The sequence below is a fragment of the Pseudomonas marginalis genome (assembly GCF_001645105.1).
Lineage (GTDB): Bacteria > Pseudomonadota > Gammaproteobacteria > Pseudomonadales > Pseudomonadaceae > Aquipseudomonas > Aquipseudomonas petroselini.
Genome location: NZ_LKEG01000026.1, coordinates 102,323 through 128,674, shown reverse-complemented (window position 1 = coordinate 128,674; position 26,352 = coordinate 102,323). Strand labels below are relative to the sequence as shown.

The following is a 26,352-nucleotide window of genomic DNA, read 5'->3' as shown; positions in this document are numbered from 1 at the left end:
GATGAAACACGAAACGATTGAAAAGAACGTCGGCCTGCTGATGCTGCTCATGGTGCTCGCCGTGAGCATCGGCGGCCTGACCCAGATCGTCCCGCTGTTCTTCCAGGACGTGACCAACAAGCCGGTCGAAGGCATGAAGCCCTACACCGCGCTGCAACTGGAAGGCCGTGACATCTACATCCGCGAAGGCTGCGTACAGTGCCACTCGCAGATGATCCGCCCGTTCCGCGCCGAGACCGAACGCTACGGCCACTACTCGGTCGCCGGCGAGAGCGTCTGGGACCACCCGTTCCTGTGGGGCTCCAAGCGAACCGGTCCGGACCTGGCGCGCGTCGGCGCTCGCTACTCGGACGACTGGCACCGCGCGCACTTGTACAACCCGCGCAACGTCGTGCCCGAGTCGAAAATGCCGGCCTACCCATGGCTGGTCACCGCCGCCGTCGACAGCAGCCACACCGAGACCAAGTTGAAAGTGATGCGCACCCTCGGCGTGCCGTACACAGACGACGACATCAGTGGCGCCGTCGCCAGCCTCAAGGGCAAGACCGAGATGGACGCGCTGGTTTCGTACCTGCAAGTGCTCGGTACTGCCATCAAGAGCAAGAGGTGAGCCATGGGATTTGAATTCGATGCGGGCACCATCCGCGGCCTCGGCACGCTGGTGGTCGCCATCGCCTTTATCGGCCTGTCGCTGTGGGTGTTCAACAACCGGCGCAATGCGGAATTCGAGCAGGCGCGCCTGCTGCCCTTCGCCGATGAACCTTCTCCATCCGACGCTCAAGAAGAGCCTGCAATAAGGAGCACACGGCCATGACCCTATTCTGGAGTACATGGATCTGCGTACTGACCCTCGGCAGCCTGATCGGCCTGACTTGGCTCTTGATCGGCACCCGTAAGGGCGAGACCAAGGGCAGCGTCGACCAGACCATGGGCCACGCCTTCGACGGTATCGAGGAATACGACAACCCGCTGCCCCAGTGGTGGTTCATGCTGTTCGCCGGCACCTTGGTGTTCGCGGTCGGCTACCTGATCCTCTACCCGGGCCTGGGCAACTGGAAAGGCGTGTTGCCGGGCTATGAAGACGGCTGGACCTCGGCCAAGGAGTGGGACAAGGAGATGGCTAAGGCCGACACCAAGTTCGGGCCGATCTTCGCCAAATTCTCGGCCATGCCAGTGGAAGAAGTCGCCAAAGACCCGCAAGCGTTGAAGATGGGCGGTCGCCTGTTTGCCTCCAACTGTGCGGTGTGCCACGGCTCGGACGCCAAGGGCGCGTTTGGCTTCCCGAATCTGGCGGATAACATCTGGCGCTGGGGCGGTTCGGCCGAGGCGATCAAGACCACCATTCTCAACGGCCGTCATGCAGCAATGCCGGCCTGGGGTGACATGCTCGGCGATGAAGGGGTGAAAAACGTCGCCGCCTATGTACGTCACGACGTGGCCAAACTGCCGTTGCCGGCTGACAGCAGCGCTGACTTGGCAGCAGGCCAAACTGCGTTCAACACCACCTGTGTCGCTTGCCACGGTCCGCAAGGCCACGGCATGGAAGCCATGGGCGCGCCCGACCTGACCAAACCGGCCGGTTACATCTACGGCACCAGCCTTGCGCAGTTGCAGCAAACCATCCGCCACGGCCGCCAGGGCCAGATGCCGGCGCAGGAAGTGCTACAGGGTAATGACAAGGTGCACTTGTTGGCCGCCTACGTGTATAGCTTGTCCCATAACGCTGATGGCGCAACGCCAGAAAGCCAGCCCCAGTAACCTCTGAATGCCGCCCCACCTTGGGGCGGCAACTCTACCTGTGGCGAGGGAGCTTGCTCCCGTTGGGCTGCGAAGCGGCCCCAAAATCTTGGCAGCGCTTCTCACGCCAACGCGAGCAAGCTCCCTCGCCACAGCAGTACCTTCTTGTGCGACCCAGTGTCACACCCTTCCAAAGCACACCTTTCCCCTCCTGCCATTCGGGTCTACGCTTCCCTGCACAGCGGACCGATTCTGGCGTACGCAACGACAACCGTTGCGACCCCATAAATATCCTGTCCACTTGATCAGCTTTCTATTTCGGATTTTATCCTTACACGAAACATGGAAAGGGCGCAGAATCTGGCGTGGAACGCATTGATACAGGTCAGCCATTGCGTTGCAATGGCCCCTCGCTTTCTCCATACTTGCGGCCGATTTTACCTATAAAAAAACCTAAACCGTGGAACCTTAGAATGAGCACAGCAATCAGTCCGACTGCTTATAACTATAAGGTAGTCCGCCAGTTCGCCATCATGACGGTGGTCTGGGGGATCCTTGGCATGGGGCTCGGGGTGTTCATCGCCTCGCAACTGGTTTGGCCGGAATTGAATTTCGGTTTGCCATGGACGACCTTTGGCCGCCTGCGCCCGCTGCACACCAACCTGGTGATCTTCGCCTTCGGTGGATGTGCACTGTTTGCCACCTCCTACTATGTCGTGCAGCGAACCTGCCAGACGCGACTGATCTCCGACAGCCTCGCGGCCTTCACCTTCTGGGGTTGGCAAGCGGTCATCCTGGGCGCCATCGTCACCCTGCCGCTGGGTTACACCACCACCAAGGAATACGCCGAGCTGGAATGGCCGATCGCCATTTTGCTCGCCATCGTGTGGGTGACCTATGCCGTGGTGTTCTTCGGTACCATCGTCAAGCGCAAGACCAAGCACATCTACGTGGGCAACTGGTTCTACGGCGCCTTTATCCTGGTGACGGCGATGCTGCACATCGTCAACCACGCCTCGTTGCCGGTGAGCCTGTTCAAGTCCTACTCGGCCTACGCCGGGGCCACGGACGCCATGATCCAGTGGTGGTACGGCCACAACGCCGTGGGTTTCTTCCTGACCACCGGTTTCCTGGGGATGATGTATTACTTCGTGCCGAAACAGGCCGAACGTCCTATTTACTCGTACCGCCTGTCCATCGTGCACTTCTGGGCGCTGATCACCCTGTACATCTGGGCCGGCCCGCACCACTTGCATTACACCGCGCTGCCGGATTGGGCACAGTCCCTGGGCATGGCGATGTCGATCATCCTGCTGGCCCCGAGCTGGGGCGGCATGATCAACGGCATGATGACCCTGTCGGGCGCCTGGCATAAATTGCGCACCGACCCGATCCTGCGTTTCCTCGTGGTATCCCTGGCGTTCTACGGCATGTCGACCTTCGAAGGGCCGATGATGGCGATCAAGACCGTCAACTCGCTGTCCCACTACACCGACTGGACCATCGGCCACGTTCACGCCGGCGCGCTTGGTTGGGTCGCGATGATCTCCATCGGCGCGATCTACCACATGATCCCCAGACTGTTCGGCCGCGTGCAGATGCACAGCGTCGGGCTGATCAACACGCACTTCTGGCTGGCGACCATCGGTACCGTGCTCTACATCGCGTCGATGTGGGTCAACGGCATCACCCAGGGCCTGATGTGGCGTGCGATCAACGATGACGGCACCCTCACCTACTCCTTCGTCGAAGCGCTGCAAGCCAGCCACCCGGGCTATATCGTCCGCGCCCTGGGCGGTGCGTTCTTTGCCACCGGCATGCTGTTCATGGCCTACAACGTCTGGCGCACCGTGCGTGCCTCGGACCCTGCAGAAGCCGAAGCCGCCGCCAAGATCGCCGTTGTGGGAGCCCACTGATGAAGCATGAAGTAGTCGAGAAGAATATCGGCCTGCTGGCCTTCTTCATGGTCATCGCCGTGAGTATCGGCGGCTTGACCCAGATCGTTCCGCTGTTTTTCCAGGACGTCACCAACAAACCGGTCGAAGGCATGAAGCCGCGCACCGCGCTTGAACTGGAAGGCCGCGACGTCTACATCGCCAACGGTTGTGTCGGCTGCCACTCGCAGATGATCCGCCCGTTCCGTGCCGAAACCGAACGCTACGGCCACTACTCGGTCGCCGGTGAAAGCGTGTGGGACCACCCGTTCCTGTGGGGTTCCAAGCGCACCGGCCCGGACCTGGCCCGTGTGGGCGGGCGTTACTCCGATGACTGGCAGCGTGCGCACCTGTACAACCCGCGCAACGTGGTGCCTGAGTCGAAAATGCCGGCGTACCCGTTCCTCGTGGAAAACAAGCTCGACGGCAAGGACACCGCGAAGAAGATGGAAGTCTTGCGCACCCTGGGCGTGCCCTACACCGACGAAGACATCGCCGGTGCAGCCGCAGCCGTGAAGGGCAAGACCGAAATGGACGCATTGGTGGCCTACCTGCAAGGCCTTGGCACCATCATCAAAAGCAAACGGTGATTCTTCATGGATATCGGGATGATTCGTGGCTTGGGCACCGTTGTGGTGATGGTGGCCTTTATCGGCCTGGCGTTGTGGGTGTTCAGCCCCAAGCGCAAGTCGGAGTTTGAAGACGCGACCTTGCTGCCTTTTGCGGATGATCCCGAAGCCATCAAGCACGTCGAGCAAGCTTCTAGGAGTAACAAAGAATGACTACGTTCTGGAGTCTGTACGTCACAGTCCTCAGCCTGGGTACCATCTTCGCCCTGACCTGGCTGCTGCTGTCGACCCGCAAGGGCCAGCGCGCCGAGCAAACCGACGAGACCGTCGGCCACTCGTTCGACGGCATCGAGGAGTACGACAACCCGCTGCCCAAATGGTGGTTCATGCTGTTCGTCGGCACCATCATCTTCGCCCTCGGCTACCTGGCGCTGTACCCCGGCCTGGGCAACTGGAAGGGCCTGTTGCCGGGCTACAACTACCTCGACAACGACAAGCAAACCCCCTTCGCCAACGGCCAGACCGGCTGGACCGGCGTGCACGAATGGGAAAAGGAAATGGCCAGGTCGGACGCTAAGTTCGGCCCGATCTTCGCCAAATTCGCCTCGATGCCCATTGAAGAAGTCGCCAAGGACCCGCAAGCCTTGAAGATGGGTGGCCGCCTGTTCGCCTCCAACTGCTCGGTGTGCCACGGTTCCGACGCCAAGGGCGCCTACGGCTTTCCCAACCTGACCGATGCCGACTGGCGTTGGGGCGGCGACCCGGCCACCATCAAGGAAACCATCATGAAGGGCCGCCATGCGGTGATGCCCGCCTGGCTGGATATCCTCAAGGAACAAGGCGTCAGCGATGTGGCCGCGTTCGTCGTCACCAACCTCGACGGGCGCAAACTGCCGGAAGGGGTGAAAGCCGACGTGGCCAACGGCGAAAAACTCTTCGCCGCCAACTGCGTGGCCTGCCACGGCCCGGCCGGTAAAGGCACGCCCGCCATGGGCGCACCCGACCTGACCCACCCGGGTGCATTCATCTACGGTTCGAGCTTCGCCCAACTGCAACAGACCATCCGTTGGGGCCGCCAGGGCCAGATGCCTGCGCAGGAGCAACTGCAGGGGAACGACAAGGTGCACTTGCTGGCAGCCTATGTTTACAGCTTGTCCCATGGGGATAAGAAGGCTGAAGAGCAGTAAGACCTCGAAACATCAAAGCCCCGCGCAGCGAAAGCTGGCGGGGCTTTGTTCATTCTGGCTTTCGAAGACTCTGTAAGCAGGTACCCGCTACCACTCGTAGCCTCACACTTGCGACCTGCAACAACCAAGTAGTAACGTAACTACATCCAGCCATATAAAGGGGGCTCCCCCATGACCATCACCACCATTTCCAGCCGCGAATTCAACCAAGACACAAGTGGTGCCAAAAAAGCAGCCCGCCAAGGGCCGGTTTTTATCACCGATCGCGGCAAGCCGGCCCATGTACTGCTAAGCATTGAGGACTACCAGAAACTGACAGGGCTCAATGCCGACATCGTTGATCTGCTAGTGATGCCAGAAGCGGCCGATATCGACTTCGAAACCGAACGCGCCGTGATCACTCATCGACCTGTGGACCTCTCTTGATGTATCTACTCGACACTAATGTTATTTCTGAACTTCGCAAACCCCACGCCGACGCAAAGGTGGTCGCATGGGCAAAGAGTGTCATCGCTCCACGCATGTTTATCTCTGCGATAACGCTTAAAGAACTGGAGACCGGAGTCCTGCGCATAGAGCGGCGAGACCCGGCGCAGGGGAAGGTATTGCGTACCTGGCTCAAACGCCATGTGATGCCCGCTTTCGATACCCGAATCCTGCCTGTTGACGCTGCGGTCGCACTGCGTTGCGCACATTTGCATGTTCCAGATCGGGCCAATGAAGGTGATGCGCTGATCGCCGCTACCGCCTTGGTTCATGGCCTCACCGTTGTGACGCGCAACGTCAGTGACTTCAAATCCAGTGGCGTTTCACTGATTAATCCATGGGACGAATAACCGGCTTGGCTGCAAAAACCGTCCATACTTCCCAAGTCAATTGATCCAGATCACGTACACCATCAATTGATTTCACCCAACGCGACCAAAGGTCGCACCCTTGACGTACTATCGGGGGCGTATCATTAAGCCACTGCAACACCCTTCATTTGACCCCGGTTGGCACGTACTGGCCGAGGCAAATCTCCACCGCCGTGGGATGCAATGATGAGCAACCAGATACCGGTACATGACGTTACCCCGCCTGCCAAACACACAAACGGTTCCGACAGTAAAACCGTCGACCTCTACGCCTCGCGAGAGAAAATCTACACCCGCGCCTTCACCGGCCTGTTCCGTAATTTGCGCATGCTCGGCGGTGCCGGCCTGTTCCTGCTCTACTTCGGCACCGTGTGGCTGAACTGGGGTGGCCACCAGGCCGTGTGGTGGAATCTGCCCGAACGTAAGTTCTTTATTTTTGGCGCGACCTTCTGGCCCCAGGACTTCATCCTGCTCTCAGGTATTTTGATTGTTGCGGCGTTTGGCCTGTTCTTTATCACCGTGTACGCCGGTCGCGTGTGGTGCGGTTATACCTGCCCGCAAAGCGTATGGACATGGATCTTCATGTGGTGCGAAAAGGTCACCGAAGGCGACCGCAACCAGCGCATCAAGCTGGATAAAGCGCCGATGGGCGCCAACAAATTCCTGCGCAAATTCAGCAAGCACACCCTGTGGCTGCTGATCGGTTTTGTCACCGGTATGACCTTCGTCGGCTACTTCTCCCCCATCCGCGAACTGGTGTTCGAGTTCTTCACCGGCCAGGCCGATGGCTGGTCGTATTTCTGGGTCGGCTTCTTCACCCTCGCCACCTATGGCAACGCCGGTTGGCTGCGCGAACAAGTGTGCATCTACATGTGTCCGTACGCGCGCTTCCAGAGTGTGATGTTCGACAAGGACACCCTGATCGTTTCCTACGACCCACGCCGTGGCGAGGTGCGTGGCCCGCGCAAAAAAGGCATCGACTACAAGGCTCAGGGCCTGGGGGATTGCATCGATTGCACGATGTGCGTGCAGGTGTGCCCGACCGGTATCGACATCCGCGACGGCCTGCAGATCGAGTGCATCGGCTGCGCCGCCTGTATCGACGCCTGCGACAACATCATGGACAAAATGGACTACCCGCGCGGCCTGATCAGCTACACCACCGAGCACAACCTGTCGGGGCAGAAAACCCACAAGCTGCGCCCGCGCCTGATCGGTTACGCCCTGGTATTGCTGGCGATGATGGGCCTGCTGGCGGCGGCATTCTTCATGCGCTCGCTGGTGGGTTTCGACGTAAGCAAGGACCGTGTGCTGTACCGCGAGAACGCCGAAGGCCGTATCGAAAACGTCTACAGCCTGAAGATCATGAACAAGGACCAGCGCGACCACACCTACGTGCTCGATGCCGCGGGCTTGCCGGACCTCAAGCTGCAAGGCCGTCGTGAAATCAAGGTGGCTGCCGGCGATATCGTCAGCATGCCGGTGGAGCTGTCGAGTGCGCCGGAACAGTTGCCGTCGAGCACCAACGAGGTGACATTCATCCTCACCGATGCCGATGACGCCAGTGTCCACATTGAAGCCAAGAGCCGATTCATCGGCCCCCAAGTCCGCTAATCGCTAACAGAGAACCGAACAATGTCCGTAGCAACTGCCGCAAGCCCTTGGTACAAGCACCTCTGGCCCTGGATCATCATTGGGATCCTGGCCTGCTCGGTGACCTTGACCTTGTCCATGGTGACCATCGCGGTGAATAACCCGGACAACCTGGTCAACGACAACTACTACGAGGCCGGCAAAGGCATCAACCGTTCCCTGGACCGCGAGCTGCTGGCCCAGACCCTGCAACTGCGCGCCAAGGTGCACCTGGATGAGCTGACCGGTGAAGTCGAGGTGAACCTCACCGGCAACAGCAACCCGACCACCCTGGAATTGAACCTGATTTCCCCGACCCAGCCAGAGAAGGATCGCAAGATCAACCTGGCCCGCAGCGACAGCGAACCCGGCCGCTACATCGGCCAAGTCACCGATAAGGTCGAAGGCCGGCGCTTCGTCGAGTTGCTCGGTGTGGAAGGCGATCGCACCTGGCGCATGTTCGAGGAAGAACAGGTCAGCCACGACAAAGACTTGCTGCTGGGTGATGAACCGTTGCAGGGTGCCGAAGACCTGAAAAAATAAACACCTGCGCTTCGTGCATCGCGGGCAAGCCCGCTCCCCCTGGATCGCGGTCCCCTGTGGGAGTGGGCTTGCCCACGATGAGGCCCTCCCAGCCCCTATAGATTCCAGATCATGACCACCCCCTGCTACCACTGCGCCCTCCCCGTCCCCTCCGGCAGCCGGTTTACCAGCGTGATACTCGGTGCGCGCCGCGAGCTGTGCTGCCCCGGCTGCCAGGCCGTGGCCGAAGCGATTGTGGCCGGGGGCCTGGAAAGCTATTACCAGCACCGCAGTGAAGCCTCGGCCAACCCCGAAACGCTGCCGGTGCAGTTGCTGGACGAGCTGGCGCTGTATGACCGCGCCGACGTGCAAAAACCCTTTGTGCGCCACGAAGGCGACCTCGCCGAAGCCACCCTGCTGATGGAAGGCATCAGCTGCGCCGCCTGCGGCTGGCTGATCGAAAAACACCTGCGCAGCCTGCCCGCCGTGGCCGAGGCGCGGCTGAACCTGTCCAACCACCGCTTGCAGGTGCGCTGGGCGGATGGGCAACTGCCGCTGAGCCAGCTGCTCAGTGAGCTGCGCCATATCGGCTACGCCGCCCACCCTTATCAAGCCGACCGCGCCGCCGAGCAACTGGCCGGAGAAAACCGCCTGGCCCTGCGCCAACTGGGTGTGGCCGGGCTGTTGTGGTTCCAGGCGATGATGGCAACCATGGCCACCTGGCCGGAATTCAATATCGACCTGAGCCCGGAGCTGCATGTGATCCTGCGCTGGGTGGCGATGTTTCTCACCACGCCCATCGTGTTCTACAGCTGCGCACCGTTTTTCAAGGGTGCGATGCGCGACCTGCGCACGCGCCACCTGACCATGGATGTCTCGGTGTCATTGGCCATCGGCGGTGCGTACCTGGCGGGGATCTGGACCGCGATCACCGGTGTGGGTGAGTTGTACTTCGATGCGGTGGGCATGTTTGCGCTGTTCCTGCTGGCCGGTCGCTACCTTGAGCGCCGCGCCAGGGAGCGTACGGCCGCAGCCACCGCGCAGTTGGTCAACCTGCTGCCCGCCTCCTGCCTGCGACTCAAGGCCGATGGCCAGAGTGAACGCATCCTGCTCCCCGAACTGGCGCTGGGCGACCGTGTACTAGTGCATCCTGGCGCGGTGCTGCCGGCGGACGGTGTGATCCTCGACGGCCAATCGAGCATTGATGAATCCCTGCTCACCGGGGAGTACCTGCCGCAACCGCGCCAAACCGGGGATGCGGTCACGGCGGGCACCCTTAACGTCGAAGGTGCCTTGACCGTCGAAGTCCGCGCCCTGGGTCATGACACGCGCCTGTCCGCCATCGTGCGCCTGCTGGAACGGGCCCAGGCCGAGAAACCGCGCCTGGCGCAGATCGCCGACCGCGCCGCGCAGTGGTTCCTGTTGTGCTCGCTGATCGCGGCCGCGCTGATCGGTCTGCTGTGGTGGGAGCTGGACGCGTCACGGGCGTTCTGGATTGTGCTGGCGATGCTGGTAGCGACCTGCCCCTGTGCATTGTCCCTGGCCACGCCCACTGCCCTCACCGCCGCCACCGGCACCTTGCACAAACTGGGGCTGCTGCTGACCCGTGGCCATGTGCTGGAAGGGCTGAACCAGATCGATACGGTGATTTTCGACAAGACCGGCACCCTCACCGAAGGGCGCCTGGCATTGAGAGCGATCCGGCCCTTGGGCAGCTTGAGCACCGACCTGTGCCTGAGCCTCGCCGCCGCCCTCGAAAACCGCTCCGAACACCCGATTGCGCGTGCCTTTGGGCGTGCACCGCTGGCTGCCGACGAGGTGCTCAGTTCACCAGGACTGGGCCTTGAAGGCCGCGTGGGCGAGCGCCTACTGCGCATTGGTCAACCGAGCTTTGTCTGCGAACTCAGTGGCTGCGCGATTCCCGCTGCGCCGGAGCTATCCGGCCAATGGCTGCTGCTGGGCGACCGCGAAGGCGCCCTGGCCTGGTTTGTGCTCGACGACCGCCTGCGCAGCGACGCCCCTGCGTTGCTGGCCGCGTGCAAGGCGCGCGGTTGGCGCACGCTGCTGCTGTCCGGAGACAGTTCGCCGATGGTCGCCAGCGTCGCCGCCGAGCTGGGTATCGATGAAGCCCACGGCGGCCTACGCCCGGATGACAAGCTGCGCGTGCTGCAACACCTGCACAAGGAAGGCCGCAAGGTGCTGATGCTCGGCGATGGGGTCAACGATGTGCCGGTACTCGCCGCCGCCGACATCAGCGTGGCCATGGGCACGGCCACGGACCTGGCCAAGACCAGCGCCGATGCCGTGCTGCTGTCCAATCGACTGGACGCGCTGGTACACGCCTTTACCCTGGCACGGCGCACCCGCCGGGTGATCATTGAAAACCTGCTATGGGCCGGGCTGTACAATGGCCTTATGCTGCCGTTTGCCGCCCTGGGCTGGATCACCCCCATCTGGGCCGCGATCGGCATGTCCCTCAGTTCATTGACCGTGGTGCTCAACGCCCTGCGCCTGACTCGCCTGCCGAGCGCGCCGGCGGCCCGAGCCCCCTCAGTAACCCGCCCGCTGCCGGTGTGAACCGCGCGAGCATGGAGTGCAGATGCCAGCTTTATACGTGATGATTCCGGCGGCGCTGCTATTAGTGGGTGTGGCCATCTACATCTTCTTCTGGGCCGTGGACAGCGGGCAGTACGACGACCTCGACGGCCCGGCCCATAGCGTGTTGTTCGACGACCAGGACCCGAACCACCTGGCTGCCATCGACGAAGCCAACGACGCCGAACACCCGTCCAAGCCCAAAGACCCGCCCCATGCTTGAGCTGGCGCCGCTGCTGGTCTCCGCGCTGATCCTCGGCCTGCTCGGCGGCGGCCATTGCCTGGGCATGTGCGGCGGGCTGATGGGCGCGCTGACCCTGGCGATTCCCAAGGAACAGCGTGGCCGCAGGTTTCAACTGCTGCTGGCGTACAATCTGGGCCGAGTGCTCAGCTACGCCGCGGCCGGGGTGTTGATCGGCCTGGCCGGCTGGGCGGTGGCGAACAGCCCGGCGGCGATGTTCATGCGCGTACTGGCCGGGCTGTTGTTGATCAGCATGGGCCTGTACCTGGCCGGCTGGTGGAGCGGCCTCACCCGCATCGAAAGCCTCGGGCGCGGCCTGTGGCGGCATATCCAGCCCGTGGCCGGTCGTTTGTTGCCGGTCTCCAGCCTGCCGCGCGCATTGCTGCTGGGCGCGTTGTGGGGTTGGTTGCCGTGCGGGTTGGTCTACAGCACGTTGCTGTGGGCGGCCAGCCAGGGCAATGCGCTGGACAGCGGCCTGTTGATGCTGGCGTTCGGGCTGGGGACCTGGCCGGTGCTGTTGGCGACTGGCCTGGCGGCTGAGCGCGTCACGGCGCTATTGCGCAAACGCAGCGTGCGCATGGCCGGAGGGCTGCTGGTGATGCTGTTCGGCATATGGACATTGCCCGGTCCGCATCAGCACTGGTTGATGGGCCACTAACGCGCTGTGGCATAGCGCCGCTCCCTGTTGATGCAAATCAAGGTGCGCCCCCCGGCCAGCCCCTAGACTCGGCCCACTAGCCTATCCGGGGGAGCGCCCGCATGCTCGACGCCATTCGTTGGGACACCAATCTGATTCACCGTTACGACCTGGCGGGACCGCGCTACACGTCCTACCCCACCGCCGTACAATTCGACAGCCAGGTCGGCACCTTTGACCTGCTCCACGCCCTGCGTGAGAGCCGCAAGGCCGCGCGGCCGCTGTCGCTGTATGTGCATGTGCCGTTCTGCGCCAACATTTGCTATTACTGTGCCTGCAACAAGGTGATCACCAAGGACCGCGGCCGCGCCCTGCCCTACCTGCAACGGCTGGAGCAGGAAATCCAGCTGGTGGCCTGCCACCTCGACCCGAAACAACCGGTGGAACAGCTGCACTTCGGCGGCGGCACGCCGACCTTTCTCAGCCACGACGAATTGCGCCAGGTCATGAACTGCCTGCGCCAGCACTTCAACCTGCTGGATGATGATTCCGGCGACTACGGCATCGAGATCGACCCGCGTGAAGCCGACTGGGCCACCATGGGCCTGCTGCGTGAGCTGGGTTTCAACCGCGTAAGCATCGGCCTGCAAGACCTCGACCCCGAGGTGCAACGGGCCGTCAATCGCCTGCAAAGCCTGGAGGAAACCCGCGCGGTGATCGATGCGGCACGTACGCTGCAATTTCGCTCGATCAATATCGACCTGATTTACGGCCTGCCCAAGCAAACGCCCATCAACTTCGCGCGCACGGTAGAGGAAGTGATCAAGTTGCAACCGGACCGCCTGTCGGTGTTCAACTACGCCCACCTGCCGGAACGCTTCATGCCCCAGCGGCGCATCAACACCGACGACCTGCCCTCCCCGGCGGAAAAGCTGCTGATGCTGCAAACCACCATCGAGCAACTGACCCAGGCCGGGTACCGCTACATCGGCATGGACCACTTCGCCCTGCCGGACGACGAACTGGCCATCGCCCAGGAAGAAGGCACCCTGCAACGCAACTTTCAGGGCTACACCACCCACGGCCATTGCGACTTGATCGGGCTCGGGGTGTCGGCGATCAGCCAGATCGGTGATCTTTACTGCCAGAACAGCAGTGACCTCACCGGCTACCAGAACACCTTGGCGGGCGCGCAACTGGCCACCAGCCGCGGGCTGGTCTGCACCACGGACGATCGCTTGCGACGGGAAGTGATTCAGCAGCTGATCTGCAATTTCAGCCTGGCATTCGAGAAGATCGAGCAGGCATTCAACATTGATTTTCGTGGGTATTTCGAGGAGATCTGGCCGCAACTCCAGGCAATGGCCGAAGATGGCCTGATCGAACTCGACGCCCAGGGCATTCGTGTATTGCCCGCCGGGCGACTGCTGGTGCGGTCGGTGTGCATGGTGTTCGATGCCTACCTGGAGCACCAGAATCGGCAACGATTTTCACGGGTGATCTGATTACATCGACAACGAGGCGGCCTTCATCGAGTCGTTGGCGCTCATACCTTTCATCGACTTGGCCAGGGAGGTCTGAGCCGACATCAGGCCCGCCTGCAAAGCACTGATTTCGCTTTGCAGAGCACTGGTCTTGGCTCGAGCCTCTTCGGGCGAGAGGTTATTGGCCGCCGCGACTGCCGCCAGTTCGGCCTGTTTTTCGGCGATCTGCTGTTTCAGTTGGCGGATCATTTTCAGCACCTGTTTGACGTTGTCGTCCAAACCACTGTCATCGATATCCGCATTGGAGCTTTTCGCCGCACCAGCGGCTTTGAAGGCATCGGCGGAAATAGTCACGGTCACACCTTCAACCACCTTGGGTGCAGTAGCCGTTTCAGCGCCTGGTGCTTCTTCCTTGGCCTCAGCCAATGGTTTTGCATCCGGCACAGTCGGAATGCGGATGGCAGGGTTGTAGGCGGCTATAACAGACATGATCCAGGCTCCGGCTAAATAGGTATGCCTGCTGTATCGACCTCGATACAAAAAGCTTTATACGGCTGTCGTTTTTTTGTACAGGCTGGCCTCACTGCCACCCAGTGCGTTACCCTTACGTCTTATGTGTGTTTTCCCACAAGGATTTAAGAAATGTCCGAGCCAGTTAAACTGCGCGCTCACAGCCAGGCCCATTGCAAGGATTGCAGCCTGGCCCCCCTCTGCTTGCCACTTTCACTGAATTTGGAAGACATGGAAGCGCTGGACGAAATCGTTAAACGCGGTCGCCCGCTGAAAAAAGGCGAGTTTCTGTTTCGCCAGGGCGACAAGTTCGATTCCGTTTATGCAGTGCGTTCGGGTGCGTTGAAGACGTTCAGCCTGAGCGATGGCGGCGAAGAGCAGATCACCGGTTTCCACCTGCCCAGCGAACTGGTGGGGTTGTCGGGCATGGACACCGAGATTCACCCGGTGTCGGCCCAGGCCCTGGAGACCACATCGGTGTGCGAAATCCCCTTCGAACGCCTGGACGAACTGGCCCTGCAATTGCCGCAACTGCGTCGCCAGCTGATGCGGGTGATGAGCCGCGAGATTCGCGACGACCAACAAATGATGCTGCTGTTGTCGAAGAAAACCGCCGACGAGCGCATCGCCACGTTCCTGGTCAACCTGTCCGCACGGTTCCGTGCCCGTGGTTTCTCGGCCAACCAGTTCCGCCTGAGCATGTCGCGCAATGAAATCGGCAACTACCTGGGCCTCGCGGTGGAAACCGTGTCCCGCGTATTCACCCGCTTCCAGCAGAACTCACTGCTTGCCGCCGAAGGCAAGGAAGTGCATATCCTCGACCCGATCCAGCTGTGTGCACTGGCCGGTGGTTCGCTCGAAGGTTGAGACACTCGAAGGTTAAGAGAAGGGTTGATCCAGACACCTGCGGCGCGCCAATCGGCGAGGTCGCAGGTATACTTCGAGTCCGTTTCCAGCCCAGGACTCTTCGACGATGACCTTCGATTCGTTCGACATCAAATCCCTGATCCGCCCCGTCATCGACTTCCCCAAGCCTGGGGTGATCTTTCGTGACATCACTCCCCTGTTCCAATCGCCCCGCGCCCTGCGCCTGGTAGCGGACAGCTTTGCCCAGCGTTATGTCGAAGCCGACTTCACCCATATCGGCGCGATGGATGCACGGGGCTTCCTGATCGGCTCGATCATCGCCTACCAACTGAACAAGCCGCTGATCCTGTTCCGCAAGCAGGGCAAGCTGCCCGCCGACGTGCTGGCCGAGGGTTATCAGACCGAGTACGGCGAGGCCTTCCTGGAAGTGCACGCGGACAGCCTGTGCGAGGGCGACTCGGTGTTGATGTTCGATGATTTGATCGCCACCGGCGGCACCCTGATCGCCGCGGCGAACCTGGTGCGGCGCATGGGGGCGAAGATCTTCGAAGCGGCGGCGATTATTGATCTGCCGGAGCTGGGTGGCTCGCAGCGGTTGGAAGAGATGGGGATTCCGACGTTTTGCTTGACGCAGTTTGCGTTGACTGAACGTTAAGGTTTACCTGGGCCGGCCTCTTCGCGGGCAAGCCCCACATTTAGTTGGGTTCACACATTCATATGTTGTGAATACGATCAAATGTGGGAGGGGGCTTGCCCCCGATGAGGCCATCCGCAGCACTGCACATCACAACCCCATCTGCTTGCTGATGATCTCATTCATCACTTCACGCGTACCGCCACCTATGGACAGGATGCGGTTGTCACGGTACAGCCGCTCCACCAGGCTGCCGCGCATATACCCCTGGCCACCGAGGATCTGCACCGCGTCGTAGGTGACGCGGTCGGCGGTGTCGGTGGCCAGGTTCTTGGCCATCGAAATCTCCTTGATCACGCTGATACCTGCGGCCATTTTTGCCGCCTGGCGGTAGGTGAATTCGCGGGAGACCTCTACGGCAGTGGCCATCTCTGCCAGGCGATGCTTGAGCACTTGGAATTTACCGATAGGCTTGCCGAACGCTTCGCGCTGGGCCGCCCATTTGAGGCTTTCCTCCAAGGCCATTTGCGCGGTCATGTTGGCCATCAGGGCCAAGACCAGGCGTTCGCTCTGGAAGTTGCCCATGATGCAGGCAAAGCCCATGTTCTCGGCACCGATCAGGTTGCCTACGGGCACGCGGCAATCGTCGAAGAATAATTCAGCCGTGTCCGACGCCCACCAGCCCATTTTCTTCAGCGGCTGGCCGACGCTGAAACCGGGGGTGTCTTTTTCGATCAGCAGCAGACTGATACCGGCAAAGCCCGGCCCGCCGGTGCGCACGGCCACGGTGTAGAAATCGGCGCGGATGCCGCTGGTGATGAAGGTCTTGCTGCCGCTGACGCGGTAATGGTCACCGTCACGAATGGCGCGGGTCTGCAGGCTGGCCACATCGGAACCGCCGCCCGGTTCGGTGACCGCCAGGGCGATGATCTTTTCGCCCGACAGCACTTGCGGCGCCACCCGTTCGCGCACCTCGGGCCGGGCCCACTTGACGACGGGCGGCAGGCCGATATCCAACGACCCCAGCCCCGCCACGACACCGCCAGAGCCGCAGCGCATCAACTCCTCGCTGGCGGCCACCTTGGCGAACAGATCGCCTTCATGGCTACCCCCCAGGGCTTCGGGATAACCGATGCCGAGAATCCCCGCCGCGCCGGCCTTGAGGTACAGCTCGCGGGGAAAGCTTTCCGCCTCCTCCCACTGCTCGATGCCTGGCAACAGCTCACGCTCGACAAAGCGACGCACGCTGTCGCGGACCAATTGGTGGCTGGGGTCGAAGTAGTCCAGGTAGGCAGACATCGGCAAACTCCACGGGGGGGTGGAGGGAAATTACCAAGCGCTTGCTTGGTTATCAAGCCGTACTCAGCGATTGCTAATGGCACAAACGCGATGTGGAAGGGGCTTGCTGTGGTGAAGGAACCAGTCTCCCAGCAAATCTAATGGGGCTGCTTCGCAGCCCAGCGCGGGGCAAGCCCGCTCACCACAGCAAGCCCGCTCACCACAGCAAGCCAGCTCCCACATTTGTAGTGCGGTGGTCTTTAGAGGGCGATGGGTTTACGCCCGGCGAAGGAATGCGCCAGCGTCCCACCATCCACCAACTCCAACTCGCCACCCAGCGGCACGCCGTGGGCGATGCGCGAGGTGATCAGCCCTTTGTTGGTCAGCAATTGGGCGATGTAATGCGCGGTCGCCTCACCTTCCACCGTCGGGTTGGTGGCCAGGATCACTTCGGTAAAGGTGCCCTGCTCTTCGATGCGCGCCACCAGTTGCGGAATGCCGATGGCTTCCGGGCCAAGGCCGTCCAGCGGCGACAGGTGGCCCTTGAGCACAAAGTAGCGCCCACGATAGCCGGTCTGCTCTACCGCGTAGACATCCATGGGCCCCTCCACGACGCACAGCAGTGTGTCGTCGCGGCGCGGGTCGGCGCATTGCGGGCAGAGCTCTTCCTCGGTGAGGGTGCGGCACTGGCGGCAGTGGCCCACGCCGGTCATAGCCTGGCTCAGGGCCTGGGCCAACCGGGTGCCGCCGCTGCGATCACGCTCGAGCAATTGCAGCGCCATACGCTGGGCGGTTTTCTGGCCGACACCCGGCAATGTGCGCAGGGCGTCGATCAGTTGGCGAATCAGGGGGCTGAAGCTCATGGGCAATGGTCCGACAAAACAACGAGACGCGGTTTATACCCGCGCCCCGGATTAGCGTCAAATCCTCAATCCTGCGCGACGCGCACCACCAACTTGCCGAAGTTGCGCCCTTCCAGCAAACCGATAAAGGCCTCGGGTGCCTGCTCCAGGCCGTCGACCACATCCTCGCGGAATTTAATCTTGCCATCGCGCACCCACGGCGCCATGGCGCTGAGGAACTCCGGCTGGCGATCACCGTAGTCATCGAACACGATAAAGCCCTGGATGCGCACACGCTTGGTCAGCAACGTACGCTGCAGTGCGGGCAACCGGTCAGGACCGCTGGGCGCCTCGTGGGCGTTGTAGCCGGCGATCAGGCCGCACAACGGAATGCGCGCCTTGGGGTTAAGCAGCGGCATCACGGCATCAAAGACCTTGCCGCCGACGTTTTCAAAATAGATGTCCACACCGTTGAAACACGCTTGGGCCAAGTCATCGGCAAAATTCGCACTCTTGTGGTCGACGCAGGCATCAAAGCCCAATTCGTCCACCACGTAGCGGCATTTGTCGGCGCCCCCTGCGATGCCCACTACACGCAAGCCTTTGAGCTTGGCCACCTGCCCCACCACCGAGCCCACCGCGCCGGACGCTGCGGCGACCACCAGGGTTTCGCCCGCCTTGGGCTGCCCGATGTCCATCAGGCCCATGTAGGCGGTCATACCCGGCATGCCCAACACACCCAAGGCCATGGACGGGCTCGCCAGGCCGCTAGGCACCGGGATCAGGTTGCGACCATCGGAAATGCTATGACTCTGCCAGCCGGTAGCGCCGACGACCAGGTCGCCCACTTCGAATTTCGGGTTACGCGACTGTTCGATACGGCTGACAGCGCCACCGGTCATCACTTCGTCGATTTCCACCGGAGCTGCGTAGGACGGTGCATCGCTCATACGTCCGCGCATGTAGGGGTCGAGGGACAGGTACAGGGTTTTCAGCAGGACCTGGCCGTCAGCCAAGTCAGGCAGATTCACACGCTCCAGGCGGAAATTTTCCGGGGTCGGTGCGCCTTGAGGGCGTGAGACCAGGACAATGCGCTGGTTCAGGATCGGTTCTTGAGGCATGAGGGGGCTCCTTTATCGAATGTATCGGTATAGGGTGCAGACCCTGCGTGGCGTACCAGGGTTCGATCCAATTGGCACACAAAAAAATGCCAGGCACGTGGCCTGGCAGTGGAGTGTAGCTAAAACACATCGATCAGAACGGCAGCTTCATGCCCGGTGGCAGTTGCATGCCGGCGGTCACGCCGCCCATTTTTTCCTGGCTGTTGGCTTCGATCTTGCGCACGGCGTCGTTAACGGCCGCGGCGAACAGCGCCTCGAGCATTTCCAGGTCATCTTCGCCAACGCCCGGCAGGACGCTTGGGTCGATGCTCACGCGCTTGATGTCGTGACGACCGGTCATCACCACGCTGACCATATCGCCACCGGCTTTACCGGTGACTTCGGCGTTGGCCAGTTCTTCCTGCATCTTGGCCATCTTTTCCTGCATCTGCTGCGCCTGCTTCATCAGGCCGGCCATGCCACCTTTCATCATGGGAATCACCTCAAAGTACGTGGATCAATTAGTAGCCCGGTGTTATGACGCCTGAGGCACCGGGGCTTCGACGGGTTCAATAGTATCGTGACGGACGACCGCACCGAACTGTTGCATCATTTGCTGGATGAGTGGATCACCCTGGATCGAATCCTCGGCCTCGCGCTGGCGGTTGATACGCCGGCGGGTCGCGGCCTGGGCCGGGGTTTCCTGCTCGGGCTTGATCAGCTCGATGGTGATGGTCAGCGGGCGCTCATGATACTGGTTCAGTGCATCGTTGAGGCGGCGTTGCTGGGTCGCGTTGAACAGGGCGCTGTGGGCCGGGTCCAGGTGCAACAGCCAGTGGTCGCCCTCAATGGAGATCAGTGTGCAGTTGGCGGCGATGCTGCCGGTCATGCCGGAAATCGGCAGTTTCGGGAACAGCTCCAGCCATTGCAGGGCCAGGCCGGTGGCCGGGGCCGCAGCGGGTTCCGCCTCGGGCTCGGGGGCCGGCTCGGCGGTGTGTTCGCTGGCCAAGTCGTCCAAGTAACTGTAGGCCGAATCCATGTCCGGCTCGATGTAGTCCTCGTCCAGCGGCGGTTCGTCGTCGAGGTCGATGCCCGGCGTGGCAGCTTCCACCTGGGCCACGGTGGGCTCGGGGACCGGCGCGGACACCCACTCGGGGGCATCCGGCACCACGCTGTCCGGGGTCGGCGTGGGCATCGGCGTCAGCTCGGGCTGCTCGCCGCTGGTTTCCAGCACGGGCTCTACGGCAGGCACCCGCTCGACGTCGGCGTCAGCCTCCACCGGGTCATTCCAAGGCAGGTCGACGACCGGCTCAGGCGCGCTGACCGGTTCCGGCTCAACCGCCGGCGCAGCAGACACTGGTTCAGGCTCAGGTTCAGGCGCAGGCACCGAAGCAACCGGCGCGGGTGCAGCAACCACTGGCGCAACCACCGCCGCGCCAGCCACTGGTTTGGCGGAATCAACTGTGGCCTGGCTGATCCCCACTGGCTTTAGCGGCTGTCTCGGCGCGTCTGCCGAGTCGGCAGGCCGGAAGGCCAGCATCCGCAGCAGCACCATTTCAAAGCCGCCCCTCGGGTCGGGGGCCAGGGGCAGATCGCGGCGACCGATCAGGCCCATCTGGTAGTAGAACTGCACGTCTTCGGCCGGCAACGCCTGGGCCAGGGCCAACACGCGGTCGCGGTCGCCATGGCCGTTGTCGACACCCTCAGGCAGCGCCTGGGCGATGGCAACGCGGTGCAGCACATTAAGGATTTCCGAGAGCACGCCATTCCAGTCGGGACCTTGCTCCGACAAGTGGCGCACGGCCTCGAGCAAGGCCTTGGCGTCGCCTTCGATCAGCGCGTGCAGCACGTCGAATACCTGGCCGTGGTCCAGGGTACCGAGCATGGCGCGCACGTCGGCGGCCATGACCTTGCCCTCACCAAAGGCAATGGCCTGGTCGGTGAGGCTCATGGCGTCACGCATCGAACCATCGGCGGCGCGGCCGAGCAGCCACAGGGCATCGTCTTCGAACGGTACGTTCTCGACGCCCAGCACGTGGGTCAAATGCTCGACCACCCGCTCGGGGGTCATGTTTTTCAGGGAGAACTGCAGGCACCGCGACAGAATCGTTGCAGGAAGTTTCTGCGGGTCGGTGGTGGCCAGGATGAATTTGACGTAGGGCGGCGGCTCTTCCAGGGTTTTCAACAAGGCGTTGAAGGAGTGGCTGGAGAGCATGTGCACTTCGTCGATCAGGTAGACCTTGAAGCGGCCGCGGCTTGGCGCGTACTGCACGTTGTCGAGCAGCTCACGGGTGTCTTCGACCTTGGTGCGGCTCGCGGCGTCGATCTCGATCAGGTCGACGAAACGCCCTTCGTCGATTTCCTTGCACACCGAGCACGTGCCGCAGGGCGTCGAAGTGATACCGGTTTCACAGTTCAGGCATTTGGCGATGATGCGCGCAATGGTGGTCTTGCCCACGCCCCGAGTACCGGTGAACAGGTAGGCGTGGTGCAGCCGTTGGCTGTCCAAGGCATTGATCAGAGCCTTGAGCACATGGGTCTGGCCGACCATTTCGCGGAACGAGCGCGGACGCCATTTACGTGCAAGAACCTGATAACTCATCGAAAACCGTCGCAACTGGGAAGCGGAAGCCGGTAATGCTAGCGGAGCAAGGGGGAAATTGCATCCGGCACGCTCGCCTAATCTGACTAAGCTTGCCTGATTGGCCCCAAAAAGGCCTGAACCCGGAGAGTGTATGCGCGGAGTCCTGGGCGCTTTATGGATGATCACCTCGGCTTGCCTTGCAGCCCCCGCCCCCTTGCGCTTCTCGGTCTCCGACAGCTGGGCCATGCCCGTGGTGCAGTTGGAGGACGGCCGGCCGACCCAGGGTATTTTGTATGACCTGATGTTGAGCCTGGCCACCCAAGTTGGCCGACCGGCCGAATTCCACGTGCTGGCGCGGGCGCGCATCTCCGGCGCCATGGAGCATGGCGACATTGATGTGCGCTGTTATGTCACCCAGGCCTGGGTCGACAACCTGTCCGACGACTACAACTGGAGCGTCCCGCTGATGGTGCAGCGCAACCTGCTGGTCAGCACCCACATCCCCGCGCAGCCGGTACACGTCAGCACACTCGCGCCGCAAGCCATCGGCACGGTGCTCAATTACCGCTACGCCACCCTCGACCCGCTGTTTGCCAGTGGCCAGCTCAGCCGCGACGATGCGCGCAGCGAGGAGCAAGTGCTGCACAAACTGGTGGCCGGGCGCTTCAAGTTCGCCGTGGCCAATGAATGGATACTCGACCGTTTCAACCAGCGGATGCCGGTCGGCAAACGGCTGCACAAGGTGGCAGTGATGGATGAACAGCACCTGGGCTGCGCCGTACGCAACGACCCGAATGTGCCGGTGCAGCAGATCCTGCGCACCTTATTGCGGATGAAGCTGTCGGGCGAGATCGATCAACTCATCCAGCTCTACACCGGTGAGACTCCTGACAGGAACTGACAGCACCGCCTTATAGACTCGGCTCCCCAAACACGCATGTCCAAGGAGCCCGCATGAACACCATTGCCCACTATTTCCTGCTGTACGTCGACAGCCCGGCCACCAGCGCCAACTTCTATAGCCGCCTGCTGGACAAGCCACCGGTGGAGCTCAACCCGACCTTCGCCCTGTTCATTCTCGACAATGGGGTAAAACTGGGGCTGTGGTCGCGCCATACCGTACAGCCGGCGGCCCAGCTCACGGGCGGTGGCGGTGAAGTGGGCATGTCCCTGGCCGACAAGGCCGCCGTGGATGCCTTGCACGCCCTGTGGGTCGAGCGCGGTGCGACGATCATCCAGTCACCGACCGCCCTGGACTTCGGCTACACCTTCGTCGCCCAGGACCTCGATGGTCACCGGCTGCGCGCGTTCTGCCTGAACGATTGACCGCCAACGCCCTTCCAGGCTGATGGCGGCCACGCTGGCCAACACGATCACGCCGCCCAGCACCACTTGCAGGGCAATGTGCTCGCCCAGCAGCGTTGCCGCCATCGTCATCGCCACCGGCGGGATCAGGTACATCGCCACTGAGGCGCGGCTGACCTCGACATGTTTCAACACATACCCCCAGGCCAGGTACGCCAAGGCGCTGGGAAAAATCCCGAGGACCAGTACCGCGAGGTTTTCCGGCAACGGCGCCTTCATCACTGCCGAGGGCAGACCTGGCAGATTCACGCAGAGCATCAAGGTGCCCGCCCACACCATGTAGCACGCCATCGTCAGCGGGCTGTAGCGGTGCGCATAGTGTTTCTGGATGGCGAAGTAAAAGCTCCACGACACGGCCGCGAGCAGGATCAGCAAGCCGCGCGGGTCGATATCGCCCACACCGTGATCGCCCCAGATCACCACCAGCACGCCGAGCAAGCCCAGCAACACGCAGCTCCAGCGCCAGAGGCTGACCCGTTCCTTCAAGCAGAAAAACGCGAGCAATACACTGAACAGCGGCGCCGATTGCGCCAGCACGCTCGACGCCGCAGCGGTCACGAATTGCTGCCCGTAATTGAGGCTGGTGTGGTGCAGGAACACGCCGAAAAAACTCAACACCAGCAGCCACGGCAGATCCCGCACGCGGGGTCGACCGATGCCCAGCACCAGCGCCACGCCCGCCATGAACACTGACGCGATCAAGAACCGCAGCAGCGCGAGCTGGCCAGGGCTGTAGCTGTGCAGGCCCATATGCACGCCAATCGGTGAATAGGCCCAACACAGGATGACGCTGGCGATGACTAGCGTAAGCTTCAGGGGTGACGGGGTATTCATTGACGGCCATCCGAAAACTGAGAAGGAATGCCGTCAGTCTTGGCCCAGGCAAGGCGTAGGACAATTAACCGTTTCTGACTTCTGAAATCACTGGAACTGAGCAATGGAACTGGCCCAACTGAACATGGTGCGAGCCGTGGCGCGAACCGGCAGCGTGGCCCAGGCCGCCGTGCAATTGCATTGCGTGCCGTCCAACATCACCACGCGCATCAAGCAGCTGGAAAGCGAGTTGGGCACGCCACTGTTTATTCGCGCCGGGCGTGGGCTGGTGATCAGTGCTGCCGGTGAGATCTTCCTGGAGTATTGCGAACGCATCCTGGCCTTGGTGGATGAGTCCAAACGCGCGGTGGACGCCAACGCCATTCCCCGTGGCACCCTGCGTATCGGCGCCGTGGAGTCCAGCGCCAGCGGGCGTCTGCCGCCCCTGCTGGCCGAGTACCACCGGCGCTACCCGGACGTCAGCCTGGAACTGGTGACCGGTGCCTGGGGCGAACTGCTCGACGACCTGCAACACCACCGCCTGGACGTGGCGCTGGTGGCCGCCGGCAACAAACGCGCGAAGCTCGAACACAGCGTGGTCTACAGCGAACGCCTGGTGCTGATCGCCAGCGCCTCCAGCGACCCGATCCACAGCGCCGAAGACCTGGCTGGCCGCACCTTGCTGGTGTGGCCACCGGGCTGCCCTTATCGGGCGGCGCTGGAGAACTGGGTCAAGCCCCACGCCTTCAAACCGGCGATTGCCAGCTATGCCAGCTGGGGCACGATCATCGGTTGCGTGAGTGCCGGGATTGGCGTGGCGCTGGCGCCGGAAGGCATCCTGGCCCGCTATGAGCAGGCCAATCAGCTGGCGTCGTACCGCTTTGAGGAATGGCAGGCAGTGGACAACCTGCTGTTCTGGCACAAGGACACCCAGCGACACCTGGCGCGGGATGCGTTTGCCGACTTGTTGCGTGAAACCTTTGGCGGATGAAGATCCAAAATGTGGGTGTGAGCTTGTTGTGTTAAATGGGGCTCTCTGTGATGTGCGGTTTTTTTGTAGTGAGCGGGCTTGCCCCGCGCCGGGCTGCGAAGCAGCCCCATCAGATCTACAGTGAACCCGCAGGGGGTCAAGCCCCGCTCCCCCCAAAAGCCCCATTCCCCACAACCCCCCGCGTCCAGACTTAGACGCTTATCGTTGTCGAGATCAGCCTTTGGGGGCCGCCAACCGCGCGTACTGATCCTGGCTAATCCACCCCGTAAACGAGCGATCATCCGCATTGATGAACTCGACCTGGGCCCAGCCATCCTTGAAGGCCAGCACACCGACCACGTCATTTTTGACGATGTACGGCCGTTTCGCCGCCTTGGCACTTGGGTTTTTCAGCAGGTAAGCCTTGTCGGCGGACACCTTCACCAGGCCGATCCATTTTTTGCTGGCGGTCTGGGTCAGGTCCAGGCCGGTGGCAATCTCCGGCATCAGCACATTGAGGCAACCCGGATGCTGGCGGCCTTCTGCCACGGTCAGGGTCACGCCGTCAGACGACGCTGCCACGCTGCCGGGGTAAGACTCGTCGAGCCAGGTGGTCAGCGCGGCGGGCTGGCCTTGCAGGTAAAACGTGCAGCCGCGCGTCACGTCTTCGCCCATCTGTTCCGAGTAGTAGCCTTCGACATGGTGCTCAGGCGTCACCGCGAGCATCAGCCCTTCGTATTTGCCTGAATGCAACGCGGGCGAACCGGCAAAGGCAGGCGCTACGGCGCACAACGACAACACACCCAGTGCTAGAAAACGGATCATCTTATTTTTTCCCTTCAAGTTTCTCGTAGGCTTTTTGCATCAGGACGTCGTAGTTGCCGTAGTCCTCGCCGTTATAGTTACGCGCCATGCCGGTAAAATCTTTAGTCTTCATGGCCTTCATCAACGCCGGGCTCTTACTGCAAAACCCGAGAAACGCCTTTAGTTGGTTGCCCGCATTCACTTTTAATGCCGCAGAAAACTCAAACACGGTCTTGTAACCACAGGATGCAAAGTTGAACCCCATGATCTGAAACATGCCCCACGACGCCGACATCAAGGCCGCTTCCTGATCCAGGGCGAAGGCGGTAGCCATGGTTTCCCAGGCCTTGGTCTGGTCCTTGTTGTTAATCTGCCACTGGGGCCCGGCCTTTTTCTTATAGGTGTAGGACAGCAGCGGGTGTGCCTGGTCGTAGATGTGCTTGGTGTACCGCTGAAACAGGTGCCCTTCAAACGCGATCACCGGCAACTTGGCCGGCCCGAACCCCGAACGCCCGCCGGACTCCACCGTGGCGAAAGCCTTGATGATATTCACCGAAATGCCGCTGCCCAACTGCGTAGCGGCGTTCTGAAAGTCGCTCTCGCTCAGGGTCATGCCCCCGTCGCACGTGGCCTGGAGCATCAATTGGCGGTTACGCCGCTCGGCCTCGATCACCGCGCGCATGCGGTCCAGGTACACATTGACCGTGGCTTGCACCGCATCCCCCTGGTTATTGCCGAACGTATTCAGAAAGCTCGGAATACGCAGGGTCGGGAAGGCCTTCACCGGCACCTTCACCGCCTCTTCGATCAAACTGTTGAAGGTTTTGCCGGTAGGGTCGATCACGCCATCGGGGTGGGCATATTTGAGGTGGCGAAACTGGTACTGGCTGATGCACTGCACCAACTGGCCGTCGCACTTGCCGTTTTCGGCCAGCGGAAACCCCAGCTTGGGAATGATCAAATTGAATAGATACTGGATGCACTGCACATCGGCGGGCAAGTTACGGGCTTTACCGGGGGCGCCCACCGAAGCACTGATAAGACGGGGCAACCCTTGCAGGCTTTTCATCACAGACATCCTTGTTAGTTAAAGAAGTAGTGGCACTTCAATATCAACTCCACCACCTTGTCATACTCTGAAACAAGTGGCTGGCGGAAACTAACAAGGAGGTTTGGGGTTGTCCAGAGCG

At 61.6% G+C, this 26,352-nt stretch carries 29 protein-coding genes; 20 read left to right on the top strand and 9 right to left on the bottom strand.

Features of this window, described 5'->3' with window-relative positions:
• Position 1: 1 nt before the first annotated feature.
• The 15 genes from ccoO (AO064_RS05580) to hemN all read left to right on the top strand — a co-directional run bounded on the left by ccoO (AO064_RS05580) (position 2) and on the right by hemN (position 13,416).
• Complete coding sequence (gene ccoO / locus AO064_RS05580) at positions 2-610, top strand: cytochrome-c oxidase, cbb3-type subunit II (protein ID WP_017735321.1); 609 nt, start codon at positions 2-4, stop codon at positions 608-610.
• Between the two features lie 3 nt (positions 611-613).
• Positions 614-814, top strand: coding sequence for a cbb3-type cytochrome oxidase subunit 3 (locus tag AO064_RS05575; RefSeq protein ID WP_010208563.1), 201 nt, complete (start codon positions 614-616; stop codon positions 812-814).
• On the top strand, positions 811-1,758 hold the full coding sequence (ccoP, locus tag AO064_RS05570; RefSeq protein WP_064052675.1) for a cytochrome-c oxidase, cbb3-type subunit III: 948 nt from the start codon (positions 811-813) through the stop codon (positions 1,756-1,758). The genes AO064_RS05575 and ccoP (AO064_RS05570) overlap by 4 nt, the downstream gene beginning before the upstream one ends.
• 452 nt (positions 1,759-2,210) lie before the next feature.
• Positions 2,211-3,653, top strand: a complete 1,443-nt coding sequence (ccoN, locus tag AO064_RS05565) for a cytochrome-c oxidase, cbb3-type subunit I (protein WP_015885300.1) — start codon at positions 2,211-2,213, stop codon at positions 3,651-3,653.
• Positions 3,653-4,261, top strand: a complete 609-nt coding sequence (gene ccoO, locus AO064_RS05560; RefSeq protein WP_003193167.1) for a cytochrome-c oxidase, cbb3-type subunit II — start codon at positions 3,653-3,655, stop codon at positions 4,259-4,261. The genes ccoN and ccoO (AO064_RS05560) overlap by 1 nt, the downstream gene beginning before the upstream one ends.
• 6 nt (positions 4,262-4,267) lie before the next feature.
• Positions 4,268-4,453: a CcoQ/FixQ family Cbb3-type cytochrome c oxidase assembly chaperone gene (locus tag AO064_RS05555; protein ID WP_003175465.1), complete on the top strand. Its 186-nt coding sequence runs from the start codon at positions 4,268-4,270 to the stop codon at positions 4,451-4,453.
• The gene (ccoP, locus tag AO064_RS05550) at positions 4,450-5,427 is read left to right on the top strand and encodes a cytochrome-c oxidase, cbb3-type subunit III (protein ID WP_015885301.1); all 978 of its coding nucleotides are present in this window, start codon (positions 4,450-4,452) and stop codon (positions 5,425-5,427) included. The genes AO064_RS05555 and ccoP (AO064_RS05550) overlap by 4 nt, the downstream gene beginning before the upstream one ends.
• 171 nt (positions 5,428-5,598) lie before the next feature.
• Positions 5,599-5,853 carry a type II toxin-antitoxin system Phd/YefM family antitoxin gene (locus AO064_RS05545; protein WP_010208555.1) on the top strand — a complete coding sequence of 85 codons (255 nt, stop codon included), beginning with the start codon at positions 5,599-5,601 and terminating at the stop codon, positions 5,851-5,853.
• The gene (locus AO064_RS05540; RefSeq protein WP_064052674.1) at positions 5,853-6,263 is read left to right on the top strand and encodes a type II toxin-antitoxin system VapC family toxin; all 411 of its coding nucleotides are present in this window, start codon (positions 5,853-5,855) and stop codon (positions 6,261-6,263) included. Before AO064_RS05545 ends, AO064_RS05540 begins: the two co-directional genes overlap by 1 nt.
• Before the next feature lie 207 nt (positions 6,264-6,470).
• Entirely contained in the window at positions 6,471-7,898 is a 1,428-nt protein-coding gene (ccoG, locus tag AO064_RS05535) for a cytochrome c oxidase accessory protein CcoG (protein WP_015885302.1), read from the top strand.
• Between the two features lie 21 nt (positions 7,899-7,919).
• Positions 7,920-8,459 carry a FixH family protein gene (locus AO064_RS05530; protein ID WP_015885303.1) on the top strand — a complete coding sequence of 180 codons (540 nt, stop codon included), beginning with the start codon at positions 7,920-7,922 and terminating at the stop codon, positions 8,457-8,459.
• Positions 8,460-8,570: 111 nt separating this feature from the next.
• Positions 8,571-11,015, top strand: coding sequence for a heavy metal translocating P-type ATPase (locus AO064_RS05525; RefSeq protein ID WP_064052673.1), 2,445 nt, complete (start codon positions 8,571-8,573; stop codon positions 11,013-11,015).
• 22 nt (positions 11,016-11,037) lie between these two features.
• Entirely contained in the window at positions 11,038-11,256 is a 219-nt protein-coding gene (gene ccoS / locus AO064_RS05520) for a cbb3-type cytochrome oxidase assembly protein CcoS (protein WP_064052672.1), read from the top strand.
• Entirely contained in the window at positions 11,249-11,932 is a 684-nt protein-coding gene (locus AO064_RS05515; RefSeq protein ID WP_015885306.1) for a sulfite exporter TauE/SafE family protein, read from the top strand. The genes ccoS and AO064_RS05515 overlap by 8 nt, the downstream gene beginning before the upstream one ends.
• A 101-nt stretch (positions 11,933-12,033) precedes the next feature.
• The gene (gene hemN, locus AO064_RS05510) at positions 12,034-13,416 is read left to right on the top strand and encodes an oxygen-independent coproporphyrinogen III oxidase (protein ID WP_064052671.1); all 1,383 of its coding nucleotides are present in this window, start codon (positions 12,034-12,036) and stop codon (positions 13,414-13,416) included.
• Here hemN and AO064_RS05505 read toward each other — a convergent pair whose 3' ends face one another.
• Complete coding sequence (locus tag AO064_RS05505; protein ID WP_064052670.1) at positions 13,417-13,884, bottom strand: FlxA-like family protein; 468 nt, start codon at positions 13,882-13,884, stop codon at positions 13,417-13,419. It abuts the gene before it with no gap.
• 153 nt (positions 13,885-14,037) lie between these two features.
• Between AO064_RS05505 and fnr the strand changes: the two genes are divergently transcribed.
• Together fnr and AO064_RS05495 are read left to right on the top strand one after the other, a co-directional pair.
• Positions 14,038-14,772, top strand: a complete 735-nt coding sequence (gene fnr, locus AO064_RS05500; RefSeq protein WP_064052669.1) for a fumarate/nitrate reduction transcriptional regulator Fnr — start codon at positions 14,038-14,040, stop codon at positions 14,770-14,772.
• A 106-nt stretch (positions 14,773-14,878) separates the two neighbouring features.
• Complete coding sequence (locus tag AO064_RS05495; protein ID WP_015885310.1) at positions 14,879-15,427, top strand: adenine phosphoribosyltransferase; 549 nt, start codon at positions 14,879-14,881, stop codon at positions 15,425-15,427.
• 129 nt (positions 15,428-15,556) lie between these two features.
• On the opposite strand, the gene AO064_RS05490 is transcribed toward AO064_RS05495, so the two are convergent.
• The 5 genes from AO064_RS05490 to dnaX all read right to left on the bottom strand — a co-directional run bounded on the left by AO064_RS05490 (position 15,557) and on the right by dnaX (position 21,228).
• On the bottom strand, positions 15,557-16,705 hold the full coding sequence (locus tag AO064_RS05490; RefSeq protein WP_064052668.1) for an acyl-CoA dehydrogenase family protein: 1,149 nt from the start codon (positions 16,703-16,705) through the stop codon (positions 15,557-15,559).
• A 239-nt stretch (positions 16,706-16,944) separates the two neighbouring features.
• On the bottom strand, positions 16,945-17,547 hold the full coding sequence (recR, locus tag AO064_RS05485; protein WP_015885312.1) for a recombination mediator RecR: 603 nt from the start codon (positions 17,545-17,547) through the stop codon (positions 16,945-16,947).
• A gap of 65 nt (positions 17,548-17,612) precedes the next feature.
• On the bottom strand, positions 17,613-18,647 hold the full coding sequence (locus AO064_RS05480; protein WP_046036433.1) for an NADP-dependent oxidoreductase: 1,035 nt from the start codon (positions 18,645-18,647) through the stop codon (positions 17,613-17,615).
• Positions 18,648-18,780: 133 nt separating this feature from the next.
• Positions 18,781-19,119: a YbaB/EbfC family nucleoid-associated protein gene (locus AO064_RS05475; RefSeq protein ID WP_003175481.1), complete on the bottom strand. Its 339-nt coding sequence runs from the start codon at positions 19,117-19,119 to the stop codon at positions 18,781-18,783.
• A gap of 42 nt (positions 19,120-19,161) precedes the next feature.
• A complete protein-coding gene (gene dnaX / locus AO064_RS05470) occupies positions 19,162-21,228 on the bottom strand; it encodes a DNA polymerase III subunit gamma/tau (RefSeq protein ID WP_064052667.1) in 2,067 nt (688 codons plus the stop codon).
• Between the two features lie 133 nt (positions 21,229-21,361).
• Here dnaX and AO064_RS05465 point away from each other — a divergent pair, with 133 nt between their 5' ends.
• Together AO064_RS05465 and AO064_RS05460 are read left to right on the top strand one after the other, a co-directional pair.
• Positions 21,362-22,111, top strand: a complete 750-nt coding sequence (locus AO064_RS05465; protein ID WP_064052666.1) for a substrate-binding periplasmic protein — start codon at positions 21,362-21,364, stop codon at positions 22,109-22,111.
• A 53-nt stretch (positions 22,112-22,164) separates the two neighbouring features.
• On the top strand, positions 22,165-22,536 hold the full coding sequence (locus AO064_RS05460; protein ID WP_064052665.1) for a VOC family protein: 372 nt from the start codon (positions 22,165-22,167) through the stop codon (positions 22,534-22,536).
• On the opposite strand, the gene AO064_RS05455 is transcribed toward AO064_RS05460, so the two are convergent.
• A complete protein-coding gene (locus tag AO064_RS05455) occupies positions 22,450-23,409 on the bottom strand; it encodes a DMT family transporter (protein ID WP_064052664.1) in 960 nt (319 codons plus the stop codon). The two genes, AO064_RS05460 and AO064_RS05455, sit on opposite strands and share 87 nt — an antisense overlap.
• A gap of 103 nt (positions 23,410-23,512) precedes the next feature.
• On the opposite strand from AO064_RS05455, the gene AO064_RS05450 reads away from it, so the two are divergent.
• Positions 23,513-24,379: a LysR family transcriptional regulator gene (locus tag AO064_RS05450; RefSeq protein WP_043205739.1), complete on the top strand. Its 867-nt coding sequence runs from the start codon at positions 23,513-23,515 to the stop codon at positions 24,377-24,379.
• A gap of 213 nt (positions 24,380-24,592) precedes the next feature.
• Here the strand turns inward: AO064_RS05450 and AO064_RS05445 are convergent, their stop codons facing one another.
• Entirely contained in the window at positions 24,593-25,183 is a 591-nt protein-coding gene (locus tag AO064_RS05445) for a hypothetical protein (RefSeq protein ID WP_064052663.1), read from the bottom strand.
• 1 nt (position 25,184) lies between these two features.
• Positions 25,185-26,231, bottom strand: a complete 1,047-nt coding sequence (locus tag AO064_RS05440; RefSeq protein ID WP_015885320.1) for an N-acetylmuramidase family protein — start codon at positions 26,229-26,231, stop codon at positions 25,185-25,187.
• Positions 26,232-26,352 lie beyond the last annotated feature (121 nt).

Excerpts from the sequence above, each read along its gene's own strand:
- AO064_RS05480 (WP_046036433.1), bottom strand. The coding sequence starts at position 18,647 with ATGCCTCAAGAACCGATCCTGAACCAGCGCATTGTCCTGGTCTCACGC.
- AO064_RS05455 (WP_064052664.1), bottom strand. The coding sequence starts at position 23,409 with ATGAATACCCCGTCACCCCTGAAGCTTACGCTAGTCATCGCCAGCGTC.
- hemN (WP_064052671.1), top strand. The coding sequence starts at position 12,034 with ATGCTCGACGCCATTCGTTGGGACACCAATCTGATTCACCGTTACGAC.
- AO064_RS05490 (WP_064052668.1), bottom strand. The coding sequence starts at position 16,705 with ATGTCTGCCTACCTGGACTACTTCGACCCCAGCCACCAATTGGTCCGC.
- AO064_RS05555 (WP_003175465.1), top strand. The coding sequence starts at position 4,268 with ATGGATATCGGGATGATTCGTGGCTTGGGCACCGTTGTGGTGATGGTG.
- fnr (WP_064052669.1), top strand. The coding sequence starts at position 14,038 with ATGTCCGAGCCAGTTAAACTGCGCGCTCACAGCCAGGCCCATTGCAAG.
- AO064_RS05515 (WP_015885306.1), top strand. The coding sequence starts at position 11,249 with ATGCTTGAGCTGGCGCCGCTGCTGGTCTCCGCGCTGATCCTCGGCCTG.
- ccoP (WP_064052675.1), top strand. The coding sequence starts at position 811 with ATGACCCTATTCTGGAGTACATGGATCTGCGTACTGACCCTCGGCAGC.
- AO064_RS05495 (WP_015885310.1), top strand. The coding sequence starts at position 14,879 with ATGACCTTCGATTCGTTCGACATCAAATCCCTGATCCGCCCCGTCATC.
- ccoO (WP_017735321.1), top strand. The coding sequence starts at position 2 with ATGAAACACGAAACGATTGAAAAGAACGTCGGCCTGCTGATGCTGCTC.
- AO064_RS05465 (WP_064052666.1), top strand. The coding sequence starts at position 21,362 with ATGCGCGGAGTCCTGGGCGCTTTATGGATGATCACCTCGGCTTGCCTT.
- AO064_RS05530 (WP_015885303.1), top strand. The coding sequence starts at position 7,920 with ATGTCCGTAGCAACTGCCGCAAGCCCTTGGTACAAGCACCTCTGGCCC.
- AO064_RS05505 (WP_064052670.1), bottom strand. The coding sequence starts at position 13,884 with ATGTCTGTTATAGCCGCCTACAACCCTGCCATCCGCATTCCGACTGTG.
- ccoP (WP_015885301.1), top strand. The coding sequence starts at position 4,450 with ATGACTACGTTCTGGAGTCTGTACGTCACAGTCCTCAGCCTGGGTACC.
- AO064_RS05540 (WP_064052674.1), top strand. The coding sequence starts at position 5,853 with ATGTATCTACTCGACACTAATGTTATTTCTGAACTTCGCAAACCCCAC.
- dnaX (WP_064052667.1), bottom strand. The coding sequence starts at position 21,228 with ATGAGTTATCAGGTTCTTGCACGTAAATGGCGTCCGCGCTCGTTCCGC.
- AO064_RS05450 (WP_043205739.1), top strand. The coding sequence starts at position 23,513 with ATGGAACTGGCCCAACTGAACATGGTGCGAGCCGTGGCGCGAACCGGC.
- AO064_RS05475 (WP_003175481.1), bottom strand. The coding sequence starts at position 19,119 with ATGATGAAAGGTGGCATGGCCGGCCTGATGAAGCAGGCGCAGCAGATG.
- AO064_RS05445 (WP_064052663.1), bottom strand. The coding sequence starts at position 25,183 with ATGATCCGTTTTCTAGCACTGGGTGTGTTGTCGTTGTGCGCCGTAGCG.
- AO064_RS05460 (WP_064052665.1), top strand. The coding sequence starts at position 22,165 with ATGAACACCATTGCCCACTATTTCCTGCTGTACGTCGACAGCCCGGCC.
- AO064_RS05575 (WP_010208563.1), top strand. The coding sequence starts at position 614 with ATGGGATTTGAATTCGATGCGGGCACCATCCGCGGCCTCGGCACGCTG.
- AO064_RS05545 (WP_010208555.1), top strand. The coding sequence starts at position 5,599 with ATGACCATCACCACCATTTCCAGCCGCGAATTCAACCAAGACACAAGT.
- recR (WP_015885312.1), bottom strand. The coding sequence starts at position 17,547 with ATGAGCTTCAGCCCCCTGATTCGCCAACTGATCGACGCCCTGCGCACA.
- ccoG (WP_015885302.1), top strand. The coding sequence starts at position 6,471 with ATGAGCAACCAGATACCGGTACATGACGTTACCCCGCCTGCCAAACAC.
- AO064_RS05440 (WP_015885320.1), bottom strand. The coding sequence starts at position 26,231 with ATGAAAAGCCTGCAAGGGTTGCCCCGTCTTATCAGTGCTTCGGTGGGC.
- ccoS (WP_064052672.1), top strand. The coding sequence starts at position 11,038 with ATGCCAGCTTTATACGTGATGATTCCGGCGGCGCTGCTATTAGTGGGT.
- ccoN (WP_015885300.1), top strand. The coding sequence starts at position 2,211 with ATGAGCACAGCAATCAGTCCGACTGCTTATAACTATAAGGTAGTCCGC.
- ccoO (WP_003193167.1), top strand. The coding sequence starts at position 3,653 with ATGAAGCATGAAGTAGTCGAGAAGAATATCGGCCTGCTGGCCTTCTTC.
- AO064_RS05525 (WP_064052673.1), top strand. The coding sequence starts at position 8,571 with ATGACCACCCCCTGCTACCACTGCGCCCTCCCCGTCCCCTCCGGCAGC.